Below are 22645 nucleotides of genomic sequence, written 5' to 3'. Positions count from 1 at the left end.
CCTGCATGAGCACTGCCCTGACCACCCCACGCCGGGTCGCGATCATCGGCGGCGGCCCCGCCGGCCTGATGGCGGCTGAAACCGTGCGCGCTGCCGGCCACGCCGTCGATCTGTACGAGGCCAAGGGCTCGCCCGGTCGCAAGTTCCTGATCGCCGGCAAAGGCGGCCTCAACCTGACCCACTCCGACGCGCCTGACGTGTTCGTTTCGCGCTACCGCGAGCGCGCGGAGGCGGTGGGCGGGTGGCTGGCCGATTTCAATGCCGAGGCGCTGCGCGCCTGGGCGTTGGACTTCGGCGTGGAGACCTACGTGGGCAGTTCCGGCCGTGTGTTCCCGGTGGACCGCAAGGCCGCGCCGCTGCTGCGCGGCTGGGTGCGCCGGCTGAAGGAACAGGGCGTGCGCTTCCACGTGCAGCATCGCTGGACCGGCTGGGATGACGCGGGCGCGCTGCGCTTCCAGACGCCCGATGGCGAAACGACGGTGACGGCCGACGCGGTAGTGTTCGCGCTCGGCGGCGGCAGCTGGCCGGAACTGGGCTCGGATGGCGCGTGGGTGGCGCCGATGGTCGCCACCGGCATCGACATCGCCCCGCTGCAGCCAGCCAACTGTGGCTTCGACATCGGTTGGACGCCCTACTTCAGCGAACGCCAGGCCGGCGCCCCGCTCAAGCCGGTGGTGGCGCACTGGACCGACCTGAAGGGCGAACCGCGCTCACTGCAGGGCGAGTGCGTGATCACGGCGACCGGCATCGAAGGCAGCCTGATCTACGCGCTGTCGGCCGATCTGCGCGACAGCCTGGCCCGCGACGGCCAGGTGGAACTGCAGCTGGATCTGCTGCCGGGCCAGACCGAAGCGCAGGTGCTGGAGAAGCTGGGCAAGCCGCGCCAGGGCCGCAGTTTCGGCGAGGTCCTGCGTCGCCAGCTCGGGCTGGGCGGGGTGAAGTCGGCCCTGCTGTTCGAGGTGCTGGGCCGCGAGGCCGGGCAGCTGCCGCTGGCGCAGATCGCGCACGCGCTCAAGCGGCTGCCACTGGCCCTGGAACGACCGCGTCCGATCGATGAAGTCATCAGCACCGCCGGTGGCGTGCGCCTGGAGGCATTGGATGCGCAGTTGATGCTGCGCGCACGGCCGGGCACGTTCTGTGCGGGCGAGATGCTGGACTGGGAAGCACCGACCGGCGGCTACCTTCTGACGGCGTGCTACGCCAGCGGGCTGCGCGCCGGGCGTGGCGTGGTGGCCTGGCTGGCGCAGGGATAGATCGTGAGGTGCCGGCCAGCGGCCGGCACTACCAGTGACGTGCCCTGACAGGCGCTCGGCGCGGCTCAGCGCGGCATCCGGGTAGTGCCGGCCACTGGCCGGCATCAACGCGTGCGCTGCATCCGCACCGACGCGAGTGCGACGCCGCTGGGGTGCGGGTAGCTCTCCTCGCGCAGCGCCTCAAAACCACACCGCTGGTAGAACGGCACCGCATTGAGCGAGGCCGAGAGCACCAGCGGCCGCGCAGGGTCGGCCAACGCCTCCATCGCCTGCATCAAGGTCAGGCCGATGCCACGGCCGCCGCAGTCGGGATCGACGAACAACGCATCGATCTCGTTGCCGGCCAGATCGATCACGCCATAGCCCAGCAGCGCACCCTCGGCGTCTTCGGCAATCACACCGCCACCGGCGGCGAGCAGCGCGCGGTAGTGTTGCGGCGGCGGCGAGGCCGACCATGGGGCAATTACCTCCGGCGGATACGCCGTACTGCACACCTCGCGGACGCAGCGCGTGCGCAGTACCCACAGCCGGTCCGCCTCGTCGGCGCGGCCGACCCGCAAGCGCACTGCACGATCGCCCGTCATCGCGATTTGCTCGCGCGCAGCGCCTGGATGCGCGCTGGTGGCTGGAACGAGTCGCTGCGCGCATCGGCCCAGTAATCGTGGAAGACCGCGTGGTCCGGCACCTTGCGCAGCAGTTCACCGGGCGCAAGATAGCGATACAACGAGGCCAGCGAACGGATTTCCACCGGCGAGACCCGGCGCAGGATGTGCTCCGGCCCCAGCTCGGAGGGATCGTTGAGGCCGGCCGCGCACAGCAGGTCGCGCAACGCGCGCAGCGTGTTCTCGTGGTAGCTGTGCACGCGCGTGGCCTTGTCGGCCGCATCCAGGTGGCGCCAGCGATTGGGGTTCTGGGTGGCGATGCCGGTCGGGCACTTGTCGCTGTGGCAGCTCAACGACTGGATGCAGCCCAGCGCGAACATGAAACCACGGCCGGCGTTGCACCAGTCCGCGCCCAGCGCGATGGTGCGCGCGATCTCGAACGCGCTGGTCACCTTGCCGGCCGCACCCACGCGGATGCGGTCGCGCAGGTCCAGCCCGACCAGGGTGTTGTGTACCAGCAGCAGGGCTTCGTGCATCGGCACGCCAACATGATCGATGAACTCGGCCGGTGCGGCGCCGGTCCCGCCCTCGGCGCCGTCAACGACGATGAAGTCCGGCAGCAGTCCGGTTTCCTGCATCGCCTTGGCAATGCCGAACCACTCCCACGGGTGGCCGATGGCCAGCTTGAAGCCGACCGGCTTGCCGCCGGACAACTCGCGCAGCCGCGCGACGAACTGCAGCAGCTCGACCGGGGTATTGAACGCGCTGTGCCTGGAGGGCGACACGCAATCCACGCCCATCGGCACGCCACGGGTGATCGAGATCTCTTCGCTGACCTTGGCCGCCGGCAAGACGCCGCCGTGACCAGGCTTGGCGCCCTGCGAGAGCTTGATCTCGATCATCTTGACCTGATCATGGTTCGCGTTGGCGACGAACTTCTCTTCACTGAAGCCGCCGGCCTCATCACGACAACCGAAGTAGCCCGAGCCGATTTCCCAGACCAGGTCACCGCCCATTTCGCGGTGATAGGGAGAAATCGACCCTTCGCCGGTGTCGTGGTAGAAGCTGCCGCGGCGCGCGCCTTCGTTCAGTGCGCGGATCGCGTTGGCCGACAACGAGCCGAAGCTCATCGCAGAGATGTTGAACACGCTGGCCGAGTACGGCTTGGCACAGTTGGGCCCGATCTGGATGCGGAAATCGTGGTGGCCGATCTCGGTCGGCGCCAGCGAGTGGTTGATCCATTCGTAATCCACCGCATACGTGCTGCGCAGCGTACCGAATGGCACCACGTCCATTTCATTCTTGGAGCGCTGGTAGATCAGGGCACGCTGCTGGCGCGAGAACGGCACGTCTTCCAGATCGCTCTGCACGAAGTACTGGCGGATCTCCGGCCCGATCGATTCCAGCCCGTAGCGGAAGTGCGCCATCACCGGGTAGTTGCGCCGCAGCGTGCTGCGCTTCTGCAGCATGTCCCACGTGCCCAGCACCACCAGCAGGGCCGTCACCCCCACGCCCCAGTACCAGGCGGGCCAGATCGTGGCCAACCACAGGCAGACCGGGAACAGCAGGATGGCGAGCAGATACGCGAGATAGCGGTGCATGGCTTTCCTCAATCGATAGCTGCCAACGAGTCTACAGGCGGCCGTCCACCACTTCCCGGGGCCATACGGATTTGACGTCGTACACCACGCCGCCCGGTGCCAACAGCGCGCGCACCTGCGCCGCATCCAGGGCACGGAAACGATCGTGCGCCACGGCGAGCACGACCGCGTCATACCCGCCCGCATCCGGGGCTTCGACCCAACGCACGCCGGCATCAGCCAGCGCCGCCGGACCGACCCACGGGTCCTGCACGTCCACCCGGGCCCCACTGGCCTGCAGGCGCTGCGCCAGTTCCAGCGCGCGGCTGTTGCGCAGGTCCGGGCAGTTCTCCTTGAAGGTCACGCCCAGCACCAGCACCCGGGCCTGGGCGACATCGATGCGGCGCGATGCCAGCAGCGCCAGCACGCGTTGTGCGACGTGCTCGCCGACCCGGTTGTTGACCTGGCGCGCGGTGTGGATCAGATCGGGGTGATAGCCCACGCTCTCGGATTTGTGCAGCAGGTAGTACGGATCCACGCCGATGCAGTGGCCGCCGACCAGGCCGGGCCGGAACGGCAGGAAGTTCCACTTGCTGCCGGCCGCGTCCAGCACATCCTGGGTATCGATGCCGAGCCGATCGAAGATCAGCGCCAGCTCGTTGACCAGGGCGATGTTGACGTCGCGCTGGATGTTCTCGATCACCTTGGCGGCTTCGGCCACGCGGATCGACGGTGCCGGCCACGTGCCTGCGGTGATGATGCTCTTGTACAGGGCATCGACCACCGCGGCGACCTCGGGCGTCGAGCCGGAGGTGATCTTGCGGATGTCCGGCAGCCGCCGCTCGCGGTCGCCCGGGTTGATCCGCTCCGGGCTGTAACCGCAATAGAAATCCTCGTTGAAGCGCAGCCCCGACCCTTCCTCGAGCAGGGGGACGCAGACTTCCTCGGTGGTACCGGGATAGACCGTGGATTCATAGATCACGATGTCGCCGCGCTTGAGCAGGCCGGCAATCAAGGTACTGGCGCTGCGCAGCGGCCCCAGATCGGGCTGCTCATGTGCATCGATCGGGGTCGGCACGGTCACGATGTACACATTGCAGGCGGCCAGATCGGCGGGATCGGCGCTGTAATGCGCATGCACAGCGGCAGCGAGCTCGTCGGCCTCCAGTTCCAGCGTGTGGTCCAGGCCACGCTGCAGCTCGGCGACCCGCGCGCTATCGATGTCGTAGCCCACCGTGGCCTGCTGCCGGCCGAAGGTCACCGTCAACGGCAGCCCGACATAGCCGAGCCCGATGACGCCGATGCGCGGCGCGGCCGCGGCGGAAATGGCCTGGGTCATCGCTCGGCTCCGCATCGCGGAACCGGGCCGGCCAGCAGGCGGGGCGTCATCAGGGGATACGTCATGCGATACGGAGCCGGGATACAGGTCATGCAAGCCTAACGCGCCTGCCCCTGCCCCACAAAGAACAAAGCCGCCGCCCGCGGAGAGTACGGACGACGGCCAAAGGAATAATGGTCCAGCTGCGGTTACTACCCTTTCAGACAGCCTCCAAGGGCAAACCCCGCAAGACTGGTCACAGCTGGTAGGAAGAGGATAGGCGGGCAACCGTGATCATTGTGTTACGGCCAGCGTTGTTCTGCGTTACGAACCCAGCGTCACCGCAGCCGGTTCCAACTCGCCGGAGACACCGGTCCACGCCGCAAGCAGACAGCCAAACCCCGTGGGCGCGTCGCCCACTGCGGGCAGGACGGCCAGAAATCCGTGCCAGGGCGCATCGATGATGCGCGCCAGTGCTTCGGGCTCCACTGCTGCGGAGGCCATCGTCCAGCGGGGGAAGTGGCGGGCACCGACCGACCCGCGCGCAAGCTCGCGCAGATTGGTATGGATGCGCGCGTTGAACACCCGCTGGAATACCGAATCCACGCCATCCTCCGGGCCTTCGAAATACTGCAGGAACCGACGCCCGTCGAACATCAGCACGCCGGTGACGCCGGCCACTTTATTGAATCCCGATGCCGCGCGCAGGATCTGATCGATATCAGACGTTTCGATTCCATCGACAGCGTCGCTGACATAAGCGACCGCATGCAGCGGCATGAAGGATTTCCGGAATGAACTGAAGCTGACTATGCCATGAAGTATTCGCACTGGGTAGACATCGACTGTGTCTGCCATCCCGTTCCGGAAAAGCGCGTCGGCGCACGCCTCATTCCGGGATCTGCACCTCGAATCCACGCTCGCGCAGCTGATCGATGTAGCCGCCGGGCGTGACCAGCGAGGTCACCGGCACCGTCGCGAAGGTCACCGCGTTGCGTGCCAGCGCGTCGCTGGCCATGGAGATCCATTTGCGGTGAGCCTGGGCATCGACGTCGGTCAGGCCGCGGCGGCGCCCGAAGTCACTGTTGGCCACCGCATCCACGCAGGCCACGTACTGCCCTTTCACTGCAAGGCGCTGCAGCGCCTGGATATCACCCACGGCCCAGGCATTGGCCCGCTCGGCCAGCAGCGGCAGCCCGTGCTCGATCACCTCCAGCGTGCGACGGAAGCATTCCACGTCCTGCAGGGCCGTCCCACGCACTTCCTTCAACGCCTGCCGGGGGTCGGCGATCTTGATCGTGACCTGGGTCGACACCGGCTTGAGGCCGTGTGTCTTGCTGGCCTTCTCGATGATCCTGGAGACCGGCGAGGATCGGCCCAGCCCCACATCCTTGAGGGCGGCGGCGTACAACTGCGTCGCCGCCACCAGCGGGCGGTCTTTCTCGATGCCATTGTCGCGCCCGATGTGACGCTGCTTGAGCAGCGCCCAGCGTGCATAGAGATCGGGCGGCAGGACCTCGCGCAGCGTGCGTCCGTCCGGATCGCGCGCCGCCTTCATCGCCGCAGGCGCCAGGGTCAGGCGGCGGAAGAACCCCACATCGGCATCCAGTCTCCAGCCGGGCGAGCCGAGCACCTCCTGGGCACTGGCGATCACCGCCTGCACCTCGTCGGCGCGCCAGTCCAGCTTGGCCGGTAGCGGCGAGACGGTGCCGAGAATCCACAGTGTGTGCCCCTGGCTGTTGCGGACCTGCCACATGCCCGGCCCCGGCTGCACGCCGGAGACCAGCACCGGGGCAAGGTCGATCACCTCGCCCGCCGCTGGCGCCGGTACCGGTACCGGTTCCGGCGCCGGCGCATGGACCTGGGCATTGGCATGGACCGCGCCGCCGAGCAGCACCGCCATGCCCCACACCAGTGCGTTCCCTGCACGTCCTGCGTTGGCCATGTGACCTTTCCGAAGTGAGTTGCTGCGCAGCGTACGGCGGCGCGCGGCCGGCTGCGTAAAGTTTGCGTTGCACCGGAACGCCGGCTGCAACGAACAAGGGCAGCCGGTTGGCTGCCCTCGCGTGGAATCATCACCGGCGTGCGTCGATCGCAGCGCGATCAGAACCCACGCCAAGGGGAAGCCTTGGTGCCCGGGGCCGGAATCGAACCGGCATGGGGTCGCCCCCGGCGGATTTTAAGTCCGATGCGTCTACCAGTTTCGCCACCCGGGCAACGGCGCGCATAGGGTGCCTGATCGCGCCCGGTTTTGGAATGCACGCACGCCGGGGCGACGGCACTCAGATTGCCCTGGAATACCGCACCGGCTGGTCCGGCTGCGCCAGATAACGGTCGAAGCACATCGCCAGCAGCCGCAGCAGCGGGCGCCCGCGTTCGCTGGCGCGCACAACGCCCTGCGCGTAGTCGGCCAGGCCGTCGGCCTGCAGCGTGGCCAGCGCGCGCAGCCCGTCGGCGAAATACGCCTCGAAGTCCACGCCATGCCGTGCTGCCAGCGCGGCGCCATCCACTTCACCCTGGCACATCAGCTGGCCGATCAGCTCGGCGCGCAGTACGTCGTCCTCGTCCAGCTGCAGGCCACGCCAGACCGGCAGGCGCCCTGCATCGACGGCCGCCTCCCAGGCCGGCAGCTCGCGCGGGTTCTGGCTGTAGGTGTCGCCGATGTGGCTGATCGCGCTGGCGCCCAGGCCGACCAGATCGGTATCGGCATGCGTGGTGTAGCCCATGAAGTTGCGGTGCAGCTGGCCCGCGCGTTGTGCCCGCGACAGATCCTCCTCCGGCAATGCGAAGTGGTCCATGCCGATGTATTGATAGCCCGCCTCGGAAAGCCGTTGCACCGCCAGGCCGAGCAGGGCGAGCTTCTGGTCGGGACCGGGCAGATCCGCATCGGCGATCTGGCGCTGCGCGCGGAACAGGTGCGGCAGGTGGGCATAGCCGTAAACCGCCAGGCGATCTGGGCGCTCACGCAATACTGTTTCCAGTGTCTGCGCGAAGCCGGCCAGCGTCTGCTTCGGCAGGCCATAGATCAGGTCGACATTGACCGAGCGCAGCCCGTACTCGCGGCACGCGCGCAGGATGTCCAGGGTGGCCTCCACGCCCTGCTCGCGGTTGATCGCCCTCTGAACGTCCGGATCGAAATCCTGCACGCCCAGGCTGGCGCGGTTGAAGCCCAGCGCGGCAAAGCCGGCGATGTCGGCGCGGGTGACGAAGCGCGGGTCCAGTTCGATGGAGAAATCGCGTGCGGCCGCCGTGCTGAAATTGAAGCGCTCGCGCAGCCCCTCGAGCAGCTCGCGCATCTGCGCTGGCGCGAGGAAGTTCGGCGTGCCGCCACCGAGGTGCAGCTGGATCACTTCGCGGGCCGGATCGAACTGCGGCGCCATCAGGTCCGCCTCGCTCAGCACGCGGGCGACGTAGCTGATGCCCTTGCTGTGGTCGCGGGTGATGACACGGTTGCAGCCGCAGTAGAAGCATGGGCTGCTGCAGTAAGGCACGTGCACATACAGCGACAGCGGCCGGCCGAGCCGGTTGCTGCCGGCGATGGCCTCGCGCAGGGCCAGCTCGCCATACCCGTCATGGAAGTGCGGCGCGGTCGGATAGGAGGTGTAGCGCGGCCCGGGCCGGTCGTGGCGGCGCAGCAGCTCGGGGTCGAAGTGCCAGGCAAGCCCGGCGGCGGCAGGCGAGAAAGTATCCATGCCGCCAGCGTGCACGCGCGCGGGCACGCACGCATTGCGTCAGATCAATTCAGGCCCTGGCGGCCGACCAGCGGCAGGCTGGGCCATCGCAGCATCTGGAAGCGACGCCAGAACGTATCGGCGATCCGCCCGGCAACGTCATCGGCCAGCCGCTGCATCGGCGGATTGCCACATTCGGCGGTGGTCTGCCGGAACAGGGCCAGCCAGCGGTCGAACAGATCGCGGTCGAGCTCATCCATGGCCATGTGCTTGGGCATCGGCGCGCCTTTGAAGCGGCGCGTGCCGCGCAGCATCGCCGACCAGAAATCGACCAGCTGAGCCAGGTGCGCATCCCAGTCGTGAATCCGTGCCGCGAAGACCGGCCCCAGCCGCGGCTCCTCGCGGACGCGCGCATAGAAGTCATGCACCAGCCGGGTGACCTCCTCTTCGCTGCACAGGTCCGGCGCAGGGAGAGGCAGCGCGTTGTCGGTGGGATCGGCCATGAACATCCTCGGGCGGCAACGCCCAGCATCGGCGGCAGCGCGTGCCGCTGCCTTGATCAGAATCAATGAAGGCCGTCGCGAAGCCTTCTAGTCTGGGAGCTCGACAGGAAGCGCGCACCCGCGATCCCGGCCCCCGGTCGGCGCGAAGTATAGCCGTGCCCTGCCCCCTCCTCCTGACCGTGGCCGCAATGAACGACCTGCACGACCCGCCCGACGGCAGCCGCCGACGGCTGATCCAGCAATGGGGCGCCATCCTGTGGCCCAGTTTCGTCGCAGCCGGCCTGGCCAGCGTGGTCTTCTTCGCGTTCGTCGACCCGCTGCGCCTGCGCGACATCACCTTCCCGCAACACGAGATCAGCCGCGAACTGGGCTACACACTGGGGTTCTTCATGTTCTGGGCGATCACCGCCGCCGCCAGCACGATCACCTGGTACCTGCTGCGGCCGATGCCCGGCGACGACGACGATCTGCCGCTGGGGTGACCATGACAGACCGCCTCACCCTGCATCTTGTCGATCCCCCACCGGCACCGCCGCCCACCGTTCGCCGCGCGCCACTGCGCTGGCGGCCGCTGCTGTCGGCGCTGCTGCTGGCCGGCTTCTATGCCCTGCCGTGGCTGCGCTGGGAGGGCCGCCAGGCAGTTTTGTTCGAACTGACCGCGCGCCGTTTCGATCTGTTCGGCTGGACCCTCTGGCCGCAGGACGTGGGCATCCTGCTGGGGCTGGCCGCCGTAATGGCCACCACTCTGGTGCTGCTGACCAACCTGGCTGGCCGGGTCTGGTGCGGCCATGCCTGCCCGCAGACCTTGTGGAGCCGGTTGTTCCGCTGGATCGAACAGGCCGCCGCGCACTGCCTGCCGGCCGCACCGGCCCGCGCGGCCAAGCACCTGCTGTGGCTGCTGGTGGCCGCGTGGACCGGCATCACCTTCGTGGGCTTTTTCAGCCCGATCCACGGTCTGGTCGGTACGCCGTGGCCGCCGGCCTGGAGCGGCTGGGAAACGTTCTGGATCCTGTTCTATGCCGCCGCCACCTGGGGCAATGCGGGCTTCCTGCGTGAACATGTCTGTCGCGAGTTGTGCCCATATGCGCGCGTCCACGGCGTGTTCTGCGACAGCGACACGCCGCGCATGCACTATCACGCGCGCCGCGGTGAACCGCGTGGCCCGCGCGTGGCAGGGCTGGGTGGCGTGCAGGCCCGCGGCCGCGGACTGCTCGACCCCACCAGCGCCAGCGATTACGCGTTCCGCGCCGCGCATGAGGACATCGCCGGCCCCATGCCGCACTTCAGCGCCGATCGGCTCGGCGATTGCCTGGATTGCGGGGACTGCGTCACCGTCTGCCCGATGGCGCTGGACGTGCGCGCCGGGCCACATGCCGATTGCATCGGCTGTGGCGACTGCCAGGACGCCTGCGATGCGCGCATGCGTGCGTGGCAGTTCCCGACCGGTCTGATCCGCCGTGCCAGCCCGTCAGCCATGCAGCAACGCCCGCCACGCTGGATCCGCCCGCGCACGCTTGCCGCGGCGAGCACGCTGCTGGCCCTGCTGGGCATCGGTCTCCATTACCTGTAGTGGCGCCGCGCTGGCAGTTGTCCCCGTCCCGATTCCCGGTCCCCCGACCCGGTTTCAGCGAGCGCGCGGTCGCGCACTGCGTGGGGGCACCAACTGGGCGCGCCGCACGATCCCCAACTGTTCGATGATCAACGCCAGCTCATTGGTGACACGGGTTCGCGCGGTGCCCTGCGCCGGTGGGACCAGTCGCTCCAGCACGCGTTGGTAGGTGGACCAGAATTCCGGGCCGCAGCCATGTTTCACGTAGCTGGCTTCCAGCTCGGTTCGCACTCCGTCAGCCAAGTCATGTTCGCCGTATTCCATACGACCTCCGTGGGACTTGCTTGCTTCAGGGACGACAAAACCCCCTCAGGGGCGGATTCACTTCGGGTTCACTTAAAATTTGCACTTCCTTTGCATTAAGTCAATTACCACACGGCCAAAGGCGACGCCCCCGATGAATGGTTCATCTCGCGCCTGCGCCCGTATCTGCATCATGCAGGGCGCATATTGACAGCAGCATGTCAGCGCGGCGGCGGGTACTCCGCCTCTGGCCGGCTCCCCCTGGTATCAGCCCCTGCGGGTAAACCCTACAGGGGTCATCTCATTCCGCTGCCGAGCGCACCGGCTGCGACGCGGCCTGCCCGGGCAGGTGCGGGGCGACGAACTGCAGCAGCCGCTCCATTCCGCTGCCCACCGGCGCGCCGCCGGCGATACGGTCTGCGAAGGCCTCCCAGTCACCTGCCGAGAGCATCTCGATCAAGGCAGGCTCCACGCCCAGCCAGCGCATGCTCCAGTACGGGAAAAAGCGCTGCGGTACGCGCGCGTGGCCGAGCTTGTGGATGGCGCGATGGCTCCGCGCCTGCAATACCCGCTCATGCACCGCCGACACCCCGTCATCGGGACCTTCGAAGTACTGCAGGAAACGACTGCCGTCGCACAGCAGTACGCCGGTCACCCCCGCCAGGCTGTTGAAGCGGATGGCATCCTCGACAAGGGCGTCAAGATGCGCCGCAGCCAGCGGGCCCGCAACGTCGCTGACATACGCGATCGCGCATAAGGGCATGGGTAAACTCCGACATTCTCAAAGCACTATGCTGGCACTTTCAGGTATCTAAATAAAGCCGCTGGCTGAAGCATTCAGATGCCGCCGCAAACGAAAGTTTCGATCGCGCGGTGCTTTCGTCACCCAGGCCGCCGCAGGCAGCCGCGCGCACTCACTGCCGCGTGGCGATCGAACTACGTACTGCCTCACTGAACGCATCGAGCAGGAACGGCTTGGCGATCATCGCCATGCCGTTGTCGAGGAACGCCGAGCGTTCCTGCGCCTTCTCCGCGTAGCCGGTCATGAACAGCACCGGCAGGGATGGCCGGGTCTGCCGCGCGATTTCCGCCAGTTGCCGTCCATTGAGACCGGGCAGCCCGACATCGGTGATCAGCAGGTCGATCTTCTTCGACGAGCCGAGGATGGGAATGGCGCCATCGGCGTCGCCGACCACCTCGGCGGTATACCCGAGATCCTCAAGCACCACCGTCACCAGCATCCGCACCTGCTCGTCGTCCTCCACCACCAGGATCGACTGCCCGGCGCCAAGCGATACCGCCTGTGCGTTCGGCGTGTCCTCATCCTCGGCCGGGTCGTGCACCACCGGCATGAACAACGACACCGTCGTGCCCTGCCCCGGCGTGGAGTCCACGGTGATGTGGCCCCCGGACTGCTGCATGAAGCCGTAGATCATCGACATGCCCAGCCCGGTGCCCTTGCCGATCGGCTTGGTGGTGAAGAACGGCTCGAAGATCCGTTCGACCACCTCCGGCGGCATGCCGGTGCCGGTATCGGACACGGCCACCACGGCGTACTCGCCGGCCGGGATGGTCGGCACCTCCGCCTCGGCGACATGCACATGCGAGGTGCGCAGCCGCAACTCTCCACCATCGGGCATGGCATCGCGTGCATTGATCGCCAGGTTGAGCAGCGCGCTTTCAAACTGGTTGCTGTCCAGGTTCGCGCGCAGCGGGGTATCGCTGGTCACCATCTGGATGCGGATCGTTTCCCCCAGGGTGCTGCGCAGCAGGTGCTGGACCGACCCCACCAGTGCGTTGAGTTCGACGGTTTTCGAATCCAGCGATTGCCGGCGCGAGAACGCCAGCAGGCGCTGGGTCAACGCGGCCGCACGCTGGCTGGAGGCGGTGGCGGCATCCAGGAACCGTTCCAACCCTTCCATGCGCCCCATCTCCACGCGCATGCGCATGATGTCCAGCGAGGACAGGATGCCGGTCAGCATGTTGTTGAAGTCATGCGCGATGCCGCCGGTGAGCTGGCCGATCGCATCCATCTTCTGCGACTGGCGCAGTGCGGCTTCGCTGGCTTCGCGCGCGGCCATCTGGTGTTCCAGTTCGGCGGTGCGCTCGGCCACCATCGCCTCCAGGTCCAGCGCGTGCTGCTGGCTGGTCTCCAGGGCCAGTTTGGAGGCGGTGATGTCGGTGACGAACACATGGAACCCGTCCGGCGTGCCATCCGCATCAACGCGTGGCGAGTAGCGGATCTCACTGTCGCGCCGCCGGCCATCGCTGAACGGCCAGTTCGCCTCGAATACGATGTGCTCGCCGGCCAGCGCACGTTCGATCAACGGCCGGCGACTGGTCCACACTTCCTGCCCGAACACGTCGGGCACGCGCCTGCCGATCACGTCCGAAACCGGCCGCTCGAACCAGGCTTCATACGCCTTGTTGGCGAAGCGGTAATTCAGGTCACGGTCGATGAAGGCGATCAGCACCGGCATCGCGTCGGCCACCAGGCGCAGCTCGGCTTCGCTGCGCTCCAGCGCGGCACGCCCATCGGCCAGCGCCCGCATCTGGTCACGCACCAGGAACTGCTTGTCGCGCGCACGCAGCGCACTGCGCACCGAACTCAGCAGCGAGCTGCTGCCCAGTGGCCGGTCCAGTTCGATGATGTTGATCGCCAGCTGCAGGCCGGCGTCGGCCAATGGCCGCTTCTGCGAGCGCGGGGACCGCAGCAGGATGAAGGGAATATCCGACCAGGACGGTTGCCGGGCCAGGGGCTCGAGCAGGGCAGCCGTGCCTTTCGCCACGGCCTCCTCGGTGACCACCACCGCGCCCACCTCGTCATCGAGCGCGTCGGCCAACCGCGCCAGGCTCTCCTGGATCGTGGTCCGCAACCCGGCGGCGTTGAGCACGGCAGCGATGCTCGGCGCATCACGCCCGAACGGTGCAACGATGTGCACCACGCCGGACGTGGCGTCAGTCTGCACGGGTGTGGCCGAGCAGATGCGCCGTATTGCCCACGAATTCCGGTGTGCCGGTCAGGATCCCCTTGAACTCGTTGAGGGGCGCACTGAGCGAAATGCCCTTGCCGTCGATGTTCAGCTCGCGGATCGTGTTCTCGTGTGCACCGCCGCGGTTCTTGATCACCGAGATCGCTTTGCGGATCCGCCCCTGCGACTCGAAGAAGCGGAACAGTACGACCGAGTCGGCGATGTAGGACACGTTGAGATTGCCCGTGGACATGGTGCCGACCAGGCCATGCTGCGGATTGATCAGGATGGTCGCCACGCCCCGCTGGTTGAGATAGGAGAGCATCTCGTGCAGCTGGAGCATCAGCTGCTTTTCCTGCGGCATCGCCGTGACGTAGCCGTTGAGGCTGTCGATCACCAGCAGGCGGCACTGACGTTCTTCCACCGCACGCTGCATGTTCCAGGCGAACTCGCCCGGCGAGATCTCGGCCGGGTCCACCTGCTGGATCTCCAGCAGCCCCGTCTCCAGATGTTTGCTGAGATCGATGTCCAATGACTCCGCGCGGGCCAGCAAGGTGCCGATGCGCTCATCGAATTCGAAGATGCAGCAATGCTCACCGCGCTCGCACGCGGCCCACACATACTGCAGCGCCACGTTGGTCTTGCCGCTGCCGGCCGGGCCGGTCAGCAACGTGCTGGTGCCCCGCAGCGGTCCACCACCGAGCAGGCTGTCGATCTCGCCCACCCCGCTGCTGATCGGGGTACCGTTGAATTTGGCGTGATGGTCCGAGGCGATCAGTCGCGGGAACACCTCCAGACCGCCCTCGCGGATGGTCATGTCGTGGTAGCCGGCAGTGAAGTTCACCCCGCGCAGTTTCTGCACATGCATTCGCCGCCGGGCCGGACCGAAATCCAGCGTCAGTCGTTCCAGCGATACGACGCCATGACACAGGCTGTGCAGCTGGCCATCACGCTCCTCGCCGGAGGCGGTCATGTCATCGACCAGCACAACGGTTGCGCTCTTCGGCGCGAAGAACTGCTTGAGCGACAGAATCTGCCGGCGATAGCGCAGCGGATCCTGCGAGAGCAATCGCAGCTCGGAGAGCGAGTCAAACACCACCCGGTGCGGCTTGATGCGCTCCACCTCGCCCAGGATCAGCTTGACCGTCTCATCCAGCTCGACCTCCCAGGAGTGCAGGACCGACTGCATGCGGCCATCGCCCAGTGCTTCCTCGGCCGAGGCCAGCTCGAACAGGTCCAGCCCGTCCAGCGACCAGCCGTGGGCATTGGCGACTTCCCGGAGTTCGTCAGCCGTCTCGGAGAGCGTGATGTACAGGCAGCGCTCCCCCTTGCTCAACCCGTGCAGCAGGAACTGCAGGGACAGCGTGGTCTTGCCTGAGCCGGGCGGACCCTCGAGCAGATACAGCCGCCCCTGCGGGAAGCCCCCGCCCAGGATGCTGTCGAGGCCTTCGATACCCGTCGCTACGCGTGCTTTTTGTGTCTGCATAAGGCTGCCAATATGGACGGGCGCAGCATACGAAGCGGGTTGTGTAGGCCCTGTCGGCTCTCGCCTGCGAAACTGAATGGAGGCCCACAACGCACAAAGCCCGCATGCGCGGGCTCTGGGCTACTTTCTATTTGGAGGCCTGGGTCGGAATTGAACCGGCGTACGCGGATTTGCAGTCCTGACGCATACACATAGCCACCAAGGGTTCAAGCTGGATAGTCGTTCCGCAATCCCGACAGGTTCTGGTATCTGAAGGCCTTGTCGCACAATGGGCAGGTTGCGATTGCGGAAATGCTTATCAACATCTCAGTGCTAGAACGCGCGCAAAGTGCGCGCTTCGTCAAGGCAAAAAAAACCCCGTCATCGGACGGGGCTTTTTGCTACTACTGCTGCGTCAAACAGCTCGCGGCGCCGACGCTTGCTCGGACTCCACGATTTGCCGCATGACTTCGGAAACCTTAAGCTTTTCCTGGACAGTCCAAGTACGCGGTGGCCGGCCAGTCGGCGCTGCAATACTGACCTTGTCGGCAGCGAGTGCCTTGGCCAGTTCCGTCCTATGAAGGTTCGAAATCTGCTCAGTGGCTTTCGTTGTCATATTCATAACCGTTCCCTCTGTACTCAGCTTGTCGCGGATCGACTGAATAGTTGTCGACACCGTATTGAGGTTCGATGATCCGCTCTCGAAATCAACGAACTTCACTTCACCGCCCGTCGCAGGATCGTGTTGACCTGCGCTCTCAACGCACTTCAGGCTGCAACCGTTTGCTGCGTAGCAAGCCTTTGCAAAGCCTCCACCACTTCCGGTGAAACTAGCGTCTGCACCTTCAAATGTAGGTACGTCGCCGTGATGATCATAGTCGCCGCTGTAGAAAAGCACGGTGAACGACGGCTTCTGGATGATCGTGATGTAGATCTCGTGGAAGCTGCCATCCAGTTCACTACGGTCAGTTGGCGGGAGCTCGTTGGAAGGAACAGGAGAGCTAAACCACGTCTTCCACTCTTCGATCAACTTTGCATCACCGGCACAAATCATCACCGCGTGCGGCCGTTCGGCGATTTTGTCGAATCCCGTATCATCCGCAAACCAGATGTACTTCACTCCTTGATCTTCGAAGGAGACGGACCACCTTGAGTCGCTCGTCACCTTACGAAAACGTCTATCCAGAACGTTTGTCGTCATGCTCTTCCTTGGCGTCCCCCTGTGGACGTTCACAAATTATAGGAAGAATTCTTAGGGCTCCGGTAGGTCAAGTTAGGCCTACCTACTTAGGGGTAACTTCGAGTTATCCACAGAATTTCCCCAACATGTTGTGTCGCATCATCACCTTTGGCTCCTCTGGCACAACATGTTGTGTGTAAAAAAGAATAATGAACGGTTCAGGCCCGCGTTCATATTACGCCCAGCTTGGTTGTGGAGGTCGGCTTCATAGATCGCCGACGTCGTCATGCAGCGTGCTCCACACCTTCTGTTGCCAACCGCGCTGCGATTCCGTCGAACCGCGCGGCCTCGGCCCGGAGGCGGTCAGCGCCGCGCCGGCGTGTCGCCCTCGCCCGCCAGTCGCCACTGTGGTTCCTGTCCAGGTCGTCGGCCTGCTGCCATAGCGAAGCCGCCCTCGCGCGTGCCCAGCGCGCCTTGCCGATGCTCTTCTGATCCATGCAGCCACTGTCGCCGCCGGCGGTCGCACGCGCCGATACGGAGGCAACGCAGGCTGACTGCCTACCAGGTCCGGTTCTTGCGCTGCGCAGCGCGGGCCACTTCGCGCTGATCGATCTCCAAGCGAAGCCGCTGCTGATGCCTGACCGCCCACAACTCAGACCCGATCACACCCTGCTCGTAGCTGGTGCAGATCCTGCGGCCGCGGTGCTGGTCGTCAAGATGACGGTCCACCTCGACCCACCAGACCCTATCGTCCACGCGCTGCGACAGGCGCAACACCTCCGTCATGCCGCAGTAGATGGCATCGGGAAGCTGATCGGCGCGGCTGGCGACCGAGCGCCATCGGAAGTCGGGAGGAAGCATGCGCGCAGGATACGGACCGGGGTCTCAGATTCCGCGACGGCGCGTCAGGGCCGTGCAAAGGTGCCGGCGGGACGCTACTCAGGCGCCCCAGCACCCGGGCTGAGCTGCCTGCGGCTCCCGGATCCGGCAGAGACAGATTGCGCGAAGAGACCGGATCGGGGGTATCAGGGTTTTCTGTCTCGGACACAGGGATCCATCTCAACCCATGGTCAGTGGATCCGGCGTGTGATCTCAGAGCAGAACTGAAATCGCTTGGAGGAAGAATCCTATGCCTACCAACACCATACCAGTCTGAAATGCTTTCCTGTCAGCGGCCTCCCGCTTGAACTCAAGTTCGCCGCCATCCGAGAAGGCGCCGAAATATGGAGCCTTGAGCGAGGCAACCACTACACCGACGATGTCCACGTTCAGCCCAGAAATGGAGAGCACCGTCTTCAAAAGGTGCGGCTCGGCGGCACTTGGCCAGAGGAAGAACATCGACCAGATCGCCGCAGTAGGCACTACAACCATGCCCATCTGGAAGCCGCTCCATTTAACCTTGACTTCCCCGTCGTTCGGGTACTTGATGACTCGCTCAGCCATTCGATTGATCCTCTGTCCGGCGAGAACATACCAGACCCAGCCATCAGTCTGTGGCAGGTCAAGGCCGCGCGAAGGTCGTGCGCACCAGCCGGGAGTATCGTTCGGCCATGTGCGGCCGATTCGTCCAGACCCCAATCCGAAACGCTGACACCCTGGGCTTCCCCCAGCTGGTCGGCGACCTGCTGTCGATCCCGGAGAGCTACAACCTGGCGCCGACGCAGCGCGCCTCAGTGATCCTCGATCGCGGCACCGGCCTGCAGGTCACCCGGCTTTCCTGGGGCCTGCTCCCCTTCTGGGCCAAGGCCAAGAAGCTGCAGGGCTCCACGATCAACGCCCGCATCGAGACGGTGGCCACCAAGCCGGCCTTCAGGTCGGCGTTCAAGAAGCGAAGATGCCTGATCCCTATGGCCGGGTACTACGAGTGGTCGGTCAACGCTGAGGACGGCAAGAAGGATCCGTGGTTTATCCACGCGGCCTGGCCGCTGCTGGCGGCCGGCCTGTGGGAAGACACCAGCCCCCTGCTCGACCCGGACAACCTGGGCACCTTCACCGTGATCACCGGTGACAGCAGCGGCGTGTCGGCCGATATCCACGACCGTATGCCGGTCTGGCTGACGGCCGGCCAAGCCGATGAGTGGCTGGCCGCCGAGCCCGACGACGCGATGGCGATGCTGCTGGCCAGCGAGCCACCGGCGATGGAGGCCTATCGGGTCACGCGCGCAGTGAACAGTCCACGAAACAATAGACCGAGCCTCATTGAGGGAACGGCCTAGTTCGTTAACTCGCTGACCTCCATGTGGCATCATGGCCGCCGTTGCGAGCCATCACTTAGACACTGGATGTCAATTTTCCCGAAACTGACGACGAAGTCAGCCGCCCTACTGAACCTTGATGCGCTGCGATTCCTCGCCGCGTCTGGCGTAATGGTCTTCCATGCCGCCCATTACTTTGAGCTAGGGCCCTCATTCGACAGCGCAATTTTGGATCCACTGCGACTGCTGGTGGACCTATTCTTCGCGGTCTCGGGCTTCGTCATCGGCTTTAGCTATCTAGACCGAGCATCAACGGGTCAGCAGGTCAGACAGTTCTGGCGAGGCCGGTTCGCCTACATCTATCCACTCCATTTCGCCACGTTCCTGGTGGCATTTGCAGTCGGAGTCATAGGTGCTGGACAGACAGATCATCCAGAGAACTACGATCCAAGGTGCATCCCAGCCAACCTTGTGCTCGGTCAGGCCTGGGGACTATGTGGTCATCTTAGTTTCAACGGGCCATCGTGGTCGTTGAGCGCAGAGGCGGTCATGTACCTGCTTTTCCCGGCGTTCGTCCTCATTGCAAAGCGAAAGCAATGGCTCATCCCGATTGGCTCGGTCGCATCATTCCTGTTGCTCACATGGGCAAGCGATTTCACATCTCGCCCTTGGCATGAGTGGATGGCGCCAAATGGCGCCCTTCGGGCCTTTCCTTCGTTCCTCTTCGGGCTGAGTCTCTGGCTTTACCGCGATAGGATCCGCACCATTCGCTTCAGCCACATACTTCTTTACCTTTCGCTAGGCCTGACCGCCAGTTTGATCTACCTGCGCGCTCCTGATCTTCTGATCCTGCTTTCGATCTATAGCGTAGTTCTGTTCGCATGCGCCTCTGATCTTCGGAGTGAGGTCACGCGATTTGCAATCAAGCTTGCCCCCCTAGGTAGCTTAACTATGGAAATCTACCTACTGCATCACCTTGCCTTCATTGCCCTGCTAACTCTGGCCGCAAAGCGGATGCTGCACCTCAGCGGATACGCAATGAACGTTGCCGTTCTGATGACCTTCGTTATCGTGGTGGCGGCCGCGTACGTGACAAAGTTCGCCTTCGTGGATCCAGTAAGGGCGTTTATCATGCGGCGTCCATCGGCCACGACGCGCGAACAATCGAGTGAGGCCGCCGCATCGGCGACCACGTCGCTTCCGCGAACTACACCCAGACGTTAGTGCCGCCTGATATGAGGTACTGGCCGTCGTAGACGAATTCTATCGTTGTGGTTCGGCCTGGTAGGTTTCCCGCCAAGGAGAACGGAACCGCGAACTTGTAATAGTCGGCGGTCCACTGCAACGTGCGACCGCCAACACCGTCCTGAGTTATGACGAACACTACGCGATCGCCAGGGATGAGGCGTGACGCTTCATTGGGTCCATAGAACGTGACGCCTTGCGTCAGGCTCGGAATTCTGAACGTCCTGCCCTGGCTCCAGTCTGGATTGTAAGAAGTGGCGCCGGCGTTGCTTGGGACCTGTACGCCATCGTTCGCTTCATCCCTCACCCATCTGGTTCCGTTGTAACGAACCTGGCATTCGCCGTACTCGAACCCGGAGTTGATATTTCTAGCTGAGTCGCCCTTTCGAGGAGTGACGTGATTCACAACGTCAACCCGGATGCGCGGGTCATCTACGTAGACTGCCGCGCCGGCTGATTTTGTGGTTGCACGAGAGAACGACCCTTTTGCACATCCTTCCACAACCAGTTCTGCGCCCGACACGGCTGCGTTCAATGGTGGCTGTGGCGTCTGCAGATAGTTCGAACCAAAGCAGACCCGGAGCTTGCCCGTCGCTCGTGCAAGCAGCTGGGTCTCCCATAGATGCAGGCAATCCACGAACATCCTCGTCTCATTCGTCCCAGGCAACCCCGAACATCCCTCGACCTGGTGAAGGACGTTCTCCCCTCTCCGGTAGTCAAGTTCGGATACGAAAAGTGTCCCCAGCCTGCCGGCTTGCCTTACAAGCCGCCCATTGGCTGTTGCCGCCTGCACCTTTCCCCGGATTGTGGCGGTGTCGACCGAGCCCGATGGCGACCCGTCCGGCTGACCGCCTTCGATGTTGAGGACCGTCAGTGGTGAGGTCCCAACATATGAAATTCCGTGCAGACCCACGGAAACAGATCCAATCTCGGTATTGTAGCCAACGTTGATCACCGTTCGCCCTTCGCCTGCCTCGGCGAAAGACAGCCTCTCGATCACCAGCTTGCCAATACGACTCGCGTAGCTTGTCGCACGCCCCATAGGCATGACACTGCGGCCTGGAGGCGCGCCCATCAGGCAAAGATCACCGATCGAGAAGTCCTCGATCGAGTCCATCGTCATCCGAAATTCCTCAGTAGTCTGAGCCTTGACCCGAATCGAGCCAACGCGAAGACGACCGATATCCGTATGTGTCAGGTTCTGGTCTCGAATTAACGAAAGAACTTGCAAGATTGTGGATCCGGAGATGGTCCCGATCTCCACATCCCAGAACTTGTACGGCGCATTCCCTGTGATCTTCAACGCGGTGAGAGCGTTCTGAGGCATCAAATGATCGATCTTCAAATCGTAGCCATGGCCCCGCGATATCTCATAAGACGAAAAGTCCCCACCGGTCAATGAAAGAAGATCGTCTCCGGTTGTGCCGGAAAGCGTGCCAATACGGACGCCCGCATATGGGGGCTGCAAATGGAGACCATCACTGTGCGTGTCAAAGTTTATTCTTGGCACGTCCAAGTTGCGCACATTAGCCGCGAGCACGCCATATTTTGCGACATTCCGGCATCGCCTGATCGACACGCTTGAATTGACTGCTCCATATATCACTACGCCCATCGTGTATAGACGAAGAGGTCCAGGCGGGATCGGGCTGGTTAAGTTCTGATAGTTGTAGTCAAGCTCACCTTGGACGTCGATCAGGATGTTCGTGTCGGCAGCAGACACGCTCAGCGACCCCGCCCACAGACTAGGCGTAGCGACCGAATCAACAACAGGAACATTGGTCTCCACCACGAACGTGTTGGCATTGACAACGGAACTTACCCTCATCACGCCGTCATATCCGAATTCCTGTGCACCCGTCAGGGCGACAAAGTCGCCACGACGATAGCCATGGGCCGTGCAACTCACAGATACATAGGAGTTGATGCCACTGTGACTTTTGTCAGGATCGACGTAGCTCGGCGCAACGACCATTGATGCAACCGTCTTCCTGGCTGCCGAGTAACCGCGATTGATTAGAAACGGACTTCGGCTAGACGGATCTTGTTTGAACGTGACACCAGGCAACGCAATGAGGCCAGTGTGGCTGTTCACCACGCTGACCTCATTCCACAAATATGTTCCCGGATTTCCGTAGTAGACAATCCCGCCTCGACCCAGCGCGGCTTGAAGTCGACGGGTATCCGTCACTGCATCACCACTTGCCGAGGGCATGATGTTCAGGACCAGGCCACTGTCCGTGACGATCGAGGTGACATCGGAAGCAGCAACGCCTTGTATCAACCGCCATTTGCTTGTATCGAAATCCTGCTCCGCTGTGAACGGCAATGACGATGGCAGCGGCGCATAGACTGCTCCCTCATGCTCCACCGTCATCCGTGCTGAATCTACTAGTAGCCCTTCCACGTACGCGACGGGAACGAGATACCCCATTGCGGCGAGGATGGCCTCTGACTGAAGCCGTGCAGACTCCAGCTCAGCCGATATTTCTGCGAGCAACCCGGATGCTTCTACGCGCGCAGCACCGACGACCTGCGCCGCCTCAGCCCTGATTCCCGCAACTGCCGTCGCGGCAGTGCCTTCCGTGCGATCCACGACTCGCTGAAAGGCCCTCTCAACCCCCAGAAGCGTAACGCGGCGACGGCCGAGCCGATCTAGCCACTCTTCGCGCAACTGGTCGTTCACCGCGAAATCTAGATTCTCCGCGTTGTCGAAGAGATCTTTGATCGAGTTTGAAGGAACCGGATTGCCGGTGTGGAAAGTCGTCATCTTTTGGTGCTCCGGTTTGGCTCTTACGGCGCGTTCGCG

Annotated in this window: 20 protein-coding genes and 1 tRNA gene; 5 read left to right on the top strand and 16 right to left on the bottom strand. The window is 64.2% G+C overall.

Going from position 1 to position 22645, the window contains the following annotated elements; translation table 11 throughout:
• Positions 1-5: 5 nt before the first annotated feature.
• Positions 6-1253 (top strand): TIGR03862 family flavoprotein, encoded by a 1248-nt coding sequence (locus BIZ42_RS16465; protein WP_070427079.1) that lies wholly within the window; start codon positions 6-8, stop codon positions 1251-1253.
• A 104-nt stretch (positions 1254-1357) separates the two neighbouring features.
• Here BIZ42_RS16465 and BIZ42_RS16460 read toward each other — a convergent pair whose 3' ends face one another.
• The 8 genes from BIZ42_RS16460 to BIZ42_RS16425 form a co-directional block, all read right to left on the bottom strand.
• Positions 1358-1837 (bottom strand): GNAT family N-acetyltransferase, encoded by a 480-nt coding sequence (locus BIZ42_RS16460; protein WP_156785767.1) that lies wholly within the window; start codon positions 1835-1837, stop codon positions 1358-1360.
• Complete coding sequence (locus BIZ42_RS16455) at positions 1834-3456, bottom strand: FMN-binding glutamate synthase family protein (RefSeq protein WP_019183355.1); 1623 nt, start codon at positions 3454-3456, stop codon at positions 1834-1836. The genes BIZ42_RS16460 and BIZ42_RS16455 overlap by 4 nt, the downstream gene beginning before the upstream one ends.
• A 31-nt stretch (positions 3457-3487) precedes the next feature.
• Positions 3488-4774, bottom strand: coding sequence for a nucleotide sugar dehydrogenase (locus BIZ42_RS16450; RefSeq protein ID WP_070427078.1), 1287 nt, complete (start codon positions 4772-4774; stop codon positions 3488-3490).
• 303 nt (positions 4775-5077) lie between these two features.
• On the bottom strand, positions 5078-5533 hold the full coding sequence (locus BIZ42_RS16445; RefSeq protein WP_070427077.1) for a BLUF domain-containing protein: 456 nt from the start codon (positions 5531-5533) through the stop codon (positions 5078-5080).
• A gap of 109 nt (positions 5534-5642) precedes the next feature.
• A complete protein-coding gene (locus BIZ42_RS16440; RefSeq protein WP_237393523.1) occupies positions 5643-6698 on the bottom strand; it encodes a TraB/GumN family protein in 1056 nt (351 codons plus the stop codon).
• Between the two features lie 184 nt (positions 6699-6882).
• Positions 6883-6969: transfer RNA gene (locus tag BIZ42_RS16435), tRNA-Leu, on the bottom strand.
• Between the two features lie 66 nt (positions 6970-7035).
• On the bottom strand, positions 7036-8445 hold the full coding sequence (gene hemN / locus BIZ42_RS16430) for an oxygen-independent coproporphyrinogen III oxidase (protein ID WP_070427075.1): 1410 nt from the start codon (positions 8443-8445) through the stop codon (positions 7036-7038).
• A gap of 44 nt (positions 8446-8489) precedes the next feature.
• A complete protein-coding gene (locus BIZ42_RS16425; RefSeq protein WP_037553174.1) occupies positions 8490-8927 on the bottom strand; it encodes a group III truncated hemoglobin in 438 nt (145 codons plus the stop codon).
• A 188-nt stretch (positions 8928-9115) separates the two neighbouring features.
• On the opposite strand from BIZ42_RS16425, the gene BIZ42_RS16420 reads away from it, so the two are divergent.
• Both BIZ42_RS16420 and BIZ42_RS16415 read left to right on the top strand, forming a co-directional pair.
• Positions 9116-9409 (top strand): hypothetical protein, encoded by a 294-nt coding sequence (locus tag BIZ42_RS16420; protein ID WP_070427074.1) that lies wholly within the window; start codon positions 9116-9118, stop codon positions 9407-9409.
• Positions 9410-9411: 2 nt separating this feature from the next.
• A complete protein-coding gene (locus BIZ42_RS16415; RefSeq protein ID WP_237393522.1) occupies positions 9412-10497 on the top strand; it encodes a 4Fe-4S dicluster domain-containing protein in 1086 nt (361 codons plus the stop codon).
• A gap of 54 nt (positions 10498-10551) precedes the next feature.
• On the opposite strand, the gene BIZ42_RS16410 is transcribed toward BIZ42_RS16415, so the two are convergent.
• The 7 genes from BIZ42_RS16410 to BIZ42_RS16375 form a co-directional block, all read right to left on the bottom strand.
• Entirely contained in the window at positions 10552-10800 is a 249-nt protein-coding gene (locus BIZ42_RS16410) for a hypothetical protein (protein ID WP_019183363.1), read from the bottom strand.
• 280 nt (positions 10801-11080) lie between these two features.
• Positions 11081-11542 (bottom strand): BLUF domain-containing protein, encoded by a 462-nt coding sequence (locus BIZ42_RS16405; RefSeq protein WP_070427073.1) that lies wholly within the window; start codon positions 11540-11542, stop codon positions 11081-11083.
• Between the two features lie 151 nt (positions 11543-11693).
• Complete coding sequence (locus BIZ42_RS16400; protein ID WP_070427072.1) at positions 11694-13748, bottom strand: PAS domain-containing sensor histidine kinase; 2055 nt, start codon at positions 13746-13748, stop codon at positions 11694-11696.
• On the bottom strand, positions 13738-15237 hold the full coding sequence (locus BIZ42_RS16395; RefSeq protein ID WP_070427071.1) for an ATPase domain-containing protein: 1500 nt from the start codon (positions 15235-15237) through the stop codon (positions 13738-13740). The genes BIZ42_RS16400 and BIZ42_RS16395 overlap by 11 nt, the downstream gene beginning before the upstream one ends.
• Before the next feature lie 394 nt (positions 15238-15631).
• Positions 15632-16336: a hypothetical protein gene (locus BIZ42_RS16390; protein WP_156785766.1), complete on the bottom strand. Its 705-nt coding sequence runs from the start codon at positions 16334-16336 to the stop codon at positions 15632-15634.
• 618 nt (positions 16337-16954) lie between these two features.
• Complete coding sequence (locus BIZ42_RS16380; protein ID WP_070427068.1) at positions 16955-17257, bottom strand: hypothetical protein; 303 nt, start codon at positions 17255-17257, stop codon at positions 16955-16957.
• A 231-nt stretch (positions 17258-17488) separates the two neighbouring features.
• A complete protein-coding gene (locus BIZ42_RS16375; RefSeq protein ID WP_070427067.1) occupies positions 17489-17839 on the bottom strand; it encodes a hypothetical protein in 351 nt (116 codons plus the stop codon).
• A 107-nt stretch (positions 17840-17946) separates the two neighbouring features.
• Here BIZ42_RS16375 and BIZ42_RS16370 point away from each other — a divergent pair, with 107 nt between their 5' ends.
• Both BIZ42_RS16370 and BIZ42_RS16365 read left to right on the top strand, forming a co-directional pair.
• On the top strand, positions 17947-18612 hold the full coding sequence (locus tag BIZ42_RS16370) for an SOS response-associated peptidase (protein WP_070427066.1): 666 nt from the start codon (positions 17947-17949) through the stop codon (positions 18610-18612).
• 66 nt (positions 18613-18678) lie between these two features.
• Entirely contained in the window at positions 18679-19815 is a 1137-nt protein-coding gene (locus BIZ42_RS16365) for an acyltransferase (RefSeq protein WP_070427065.1), read from the top strand.
• On the opposite strand, the gene BIZ42_RS19605 is transcribed toward BIZ42_RS16365, so the two are convergent.
• Positions 19799-22606, bottom strand: a complete 2808-nt coding sequence (locus BIZ42_RS19605; RefSeq protein WP_156785765.1) for a hypothetical protein — start codon at positions 22604-22606, stop codon at positions 19799-19801. The genes BIZ42_RS16365 and BIZ42_RS19605 overlap by 17 nt on opposite strands.
• Positions 22607-22645 lie beyond the last annotated feature (39 nt).

This window comes from Stenotrophomonas sp. LM091 (assembly GCF_001806305.1).
GTDB classification, from domain to species: Bacteria; Pseudomonadota; Gammaproteobacteria; order Xanthomonadales; family Xanthomonadaceae; genus Stenotrophomonas; species Stenotrophomonas bentonitica_A.
The sequence above is the reverse complement of the archived record's forward strand: the minus strand, read 5'-3'. Positions and strand labels throughout refer to the sequence as shown.

Bases quoted from the DNA above. Each gene is read 5' to 3' on its own strand.
- BIZ42_RS16455 (WP_019183355.1), bottom strand. From the start codon at position 3,456: ATGCACCGCTATCTCGCGTATCTGCTCGCCATCCTGCTGTTCCCGGTC.
- BIZ42_RS16425 (WP_037553174.1), bottom strand. From the start codon at position 8,927: ATGGCCGATCCCACCGACAACGCGCTGCCTCTCCCTGCGCCGGACCTG.
- BIZ42_RS16370 (WP_070427066.1), top strand. From the start codon at position 17,947: ATGTGCGGCCGATTCGTCCAGACCCCAATCCGAAACGCTGACACCCTG.
- BIZ42_RS16365 (WP_070427065.1), top strand. From the start codon at position 18,679: ATGTCAATTTTCCCGAAACTGACGACGAAGTCAGCCGCCCTACTGAAC.
- BIZ42_RS16380 (WP_070427068.1), bottom strand. From the start codon at position 17,257: ATGCTTCCTCCCGACTTCCGATGGCGCTCGGTCGCCAGCCGCGCCGAT.
- BIZ42_RS16440 (WP_237393523.1), bottom strand. From the start codon at position 6,698: ATGGCCAACGCAGGACGTGCAGGGAACGCACTGGTGTGGGGCATGGCG.
- BIZ42_RS16375 (WP_070427067.1), bottom strand. From the start codon at position 17,839: ATGGCTGAGCGAGTCATCAAGTACCCGAACGACGGGGAAGTCAAGGTT.
- BIZ42_RS16445 (WP_070427077.1), bottom strand. From the start codon at position 5,533: ATGCCGCTGCATGCGGTCGCTTATGTCAGCGACGCTGTCGATGGAATC.
- BIZ42_RS16460 (WP_156785767.1), bottom strand. From the start codon at position 1,837: ATGACGGGCGATCGTGCAGTGCGCTTGCGGGTCGGCCGCGCCGACGAG.
- BIZ42_RS16395 (WP_070427071.1), bottom strand. From the start codon at position 15,237: ATGCAGACACAAAAAGCACGCGTAGCGACGGGTATCGAAGGCCTCGAC.
- BIZ42_RS16420 (WP_070427074.1), top strand. From the start codon at position 9,116: ATGAACGACCTGCACGACCCGCCCGACGGCAGCCGCCGACGGCTGATC.
- BIZ42_RS16450 (WP_070427078.1), bottom strand. From the start codon at position 4,774: ATGACCCAGGCCATTTCCGCCGCGGCCGCGCCGCGCATCGGCGTCATC.
- BIZ42_RS16405 (WP_070427073.1), bottom strand. From the start codon at position 11,542: ATGCCCTTATGCGCGATCGCGTATGTCAGCGACGTTGCGGGCCCGCTG.
- BIZ42_RS16415 (WP_237393522.1), top strand. From the start codon at position 9,412: ATGACAGACCGCCTCACCCTGCATCTTGTCGATCCCCCACCGGCACCG.
- BIZ42_RS16410 (WP_019183363.1), bottom strand. From the start codon at position 10,800: ATGGAATACGGCGAACATGACTTGGCTGACGGAGTGCGAACCGAGCTG.
- BIZ42_RS16465 (WP_070427079.1), top strand. From the start codon at position 6: ATGAGCACTGCCCTGACCACCCCACGCCGGGTCGCGATCATCGGCGGC.
- BIZ42_RS19605 (WP_156785765.1), bottom strand. From the start codon at position 22,606: ATGACGACTTTCCACACCGGCAATCCGGTTCCTTCAAACTCGATCAAA.
- hemN (WP_070427075.1), bottom strand. From the start codon at position 8,445: ATGGATACTTTCTCGCCTGCCGCCGCCGGGCTTGCCTGGCACTTCGAC.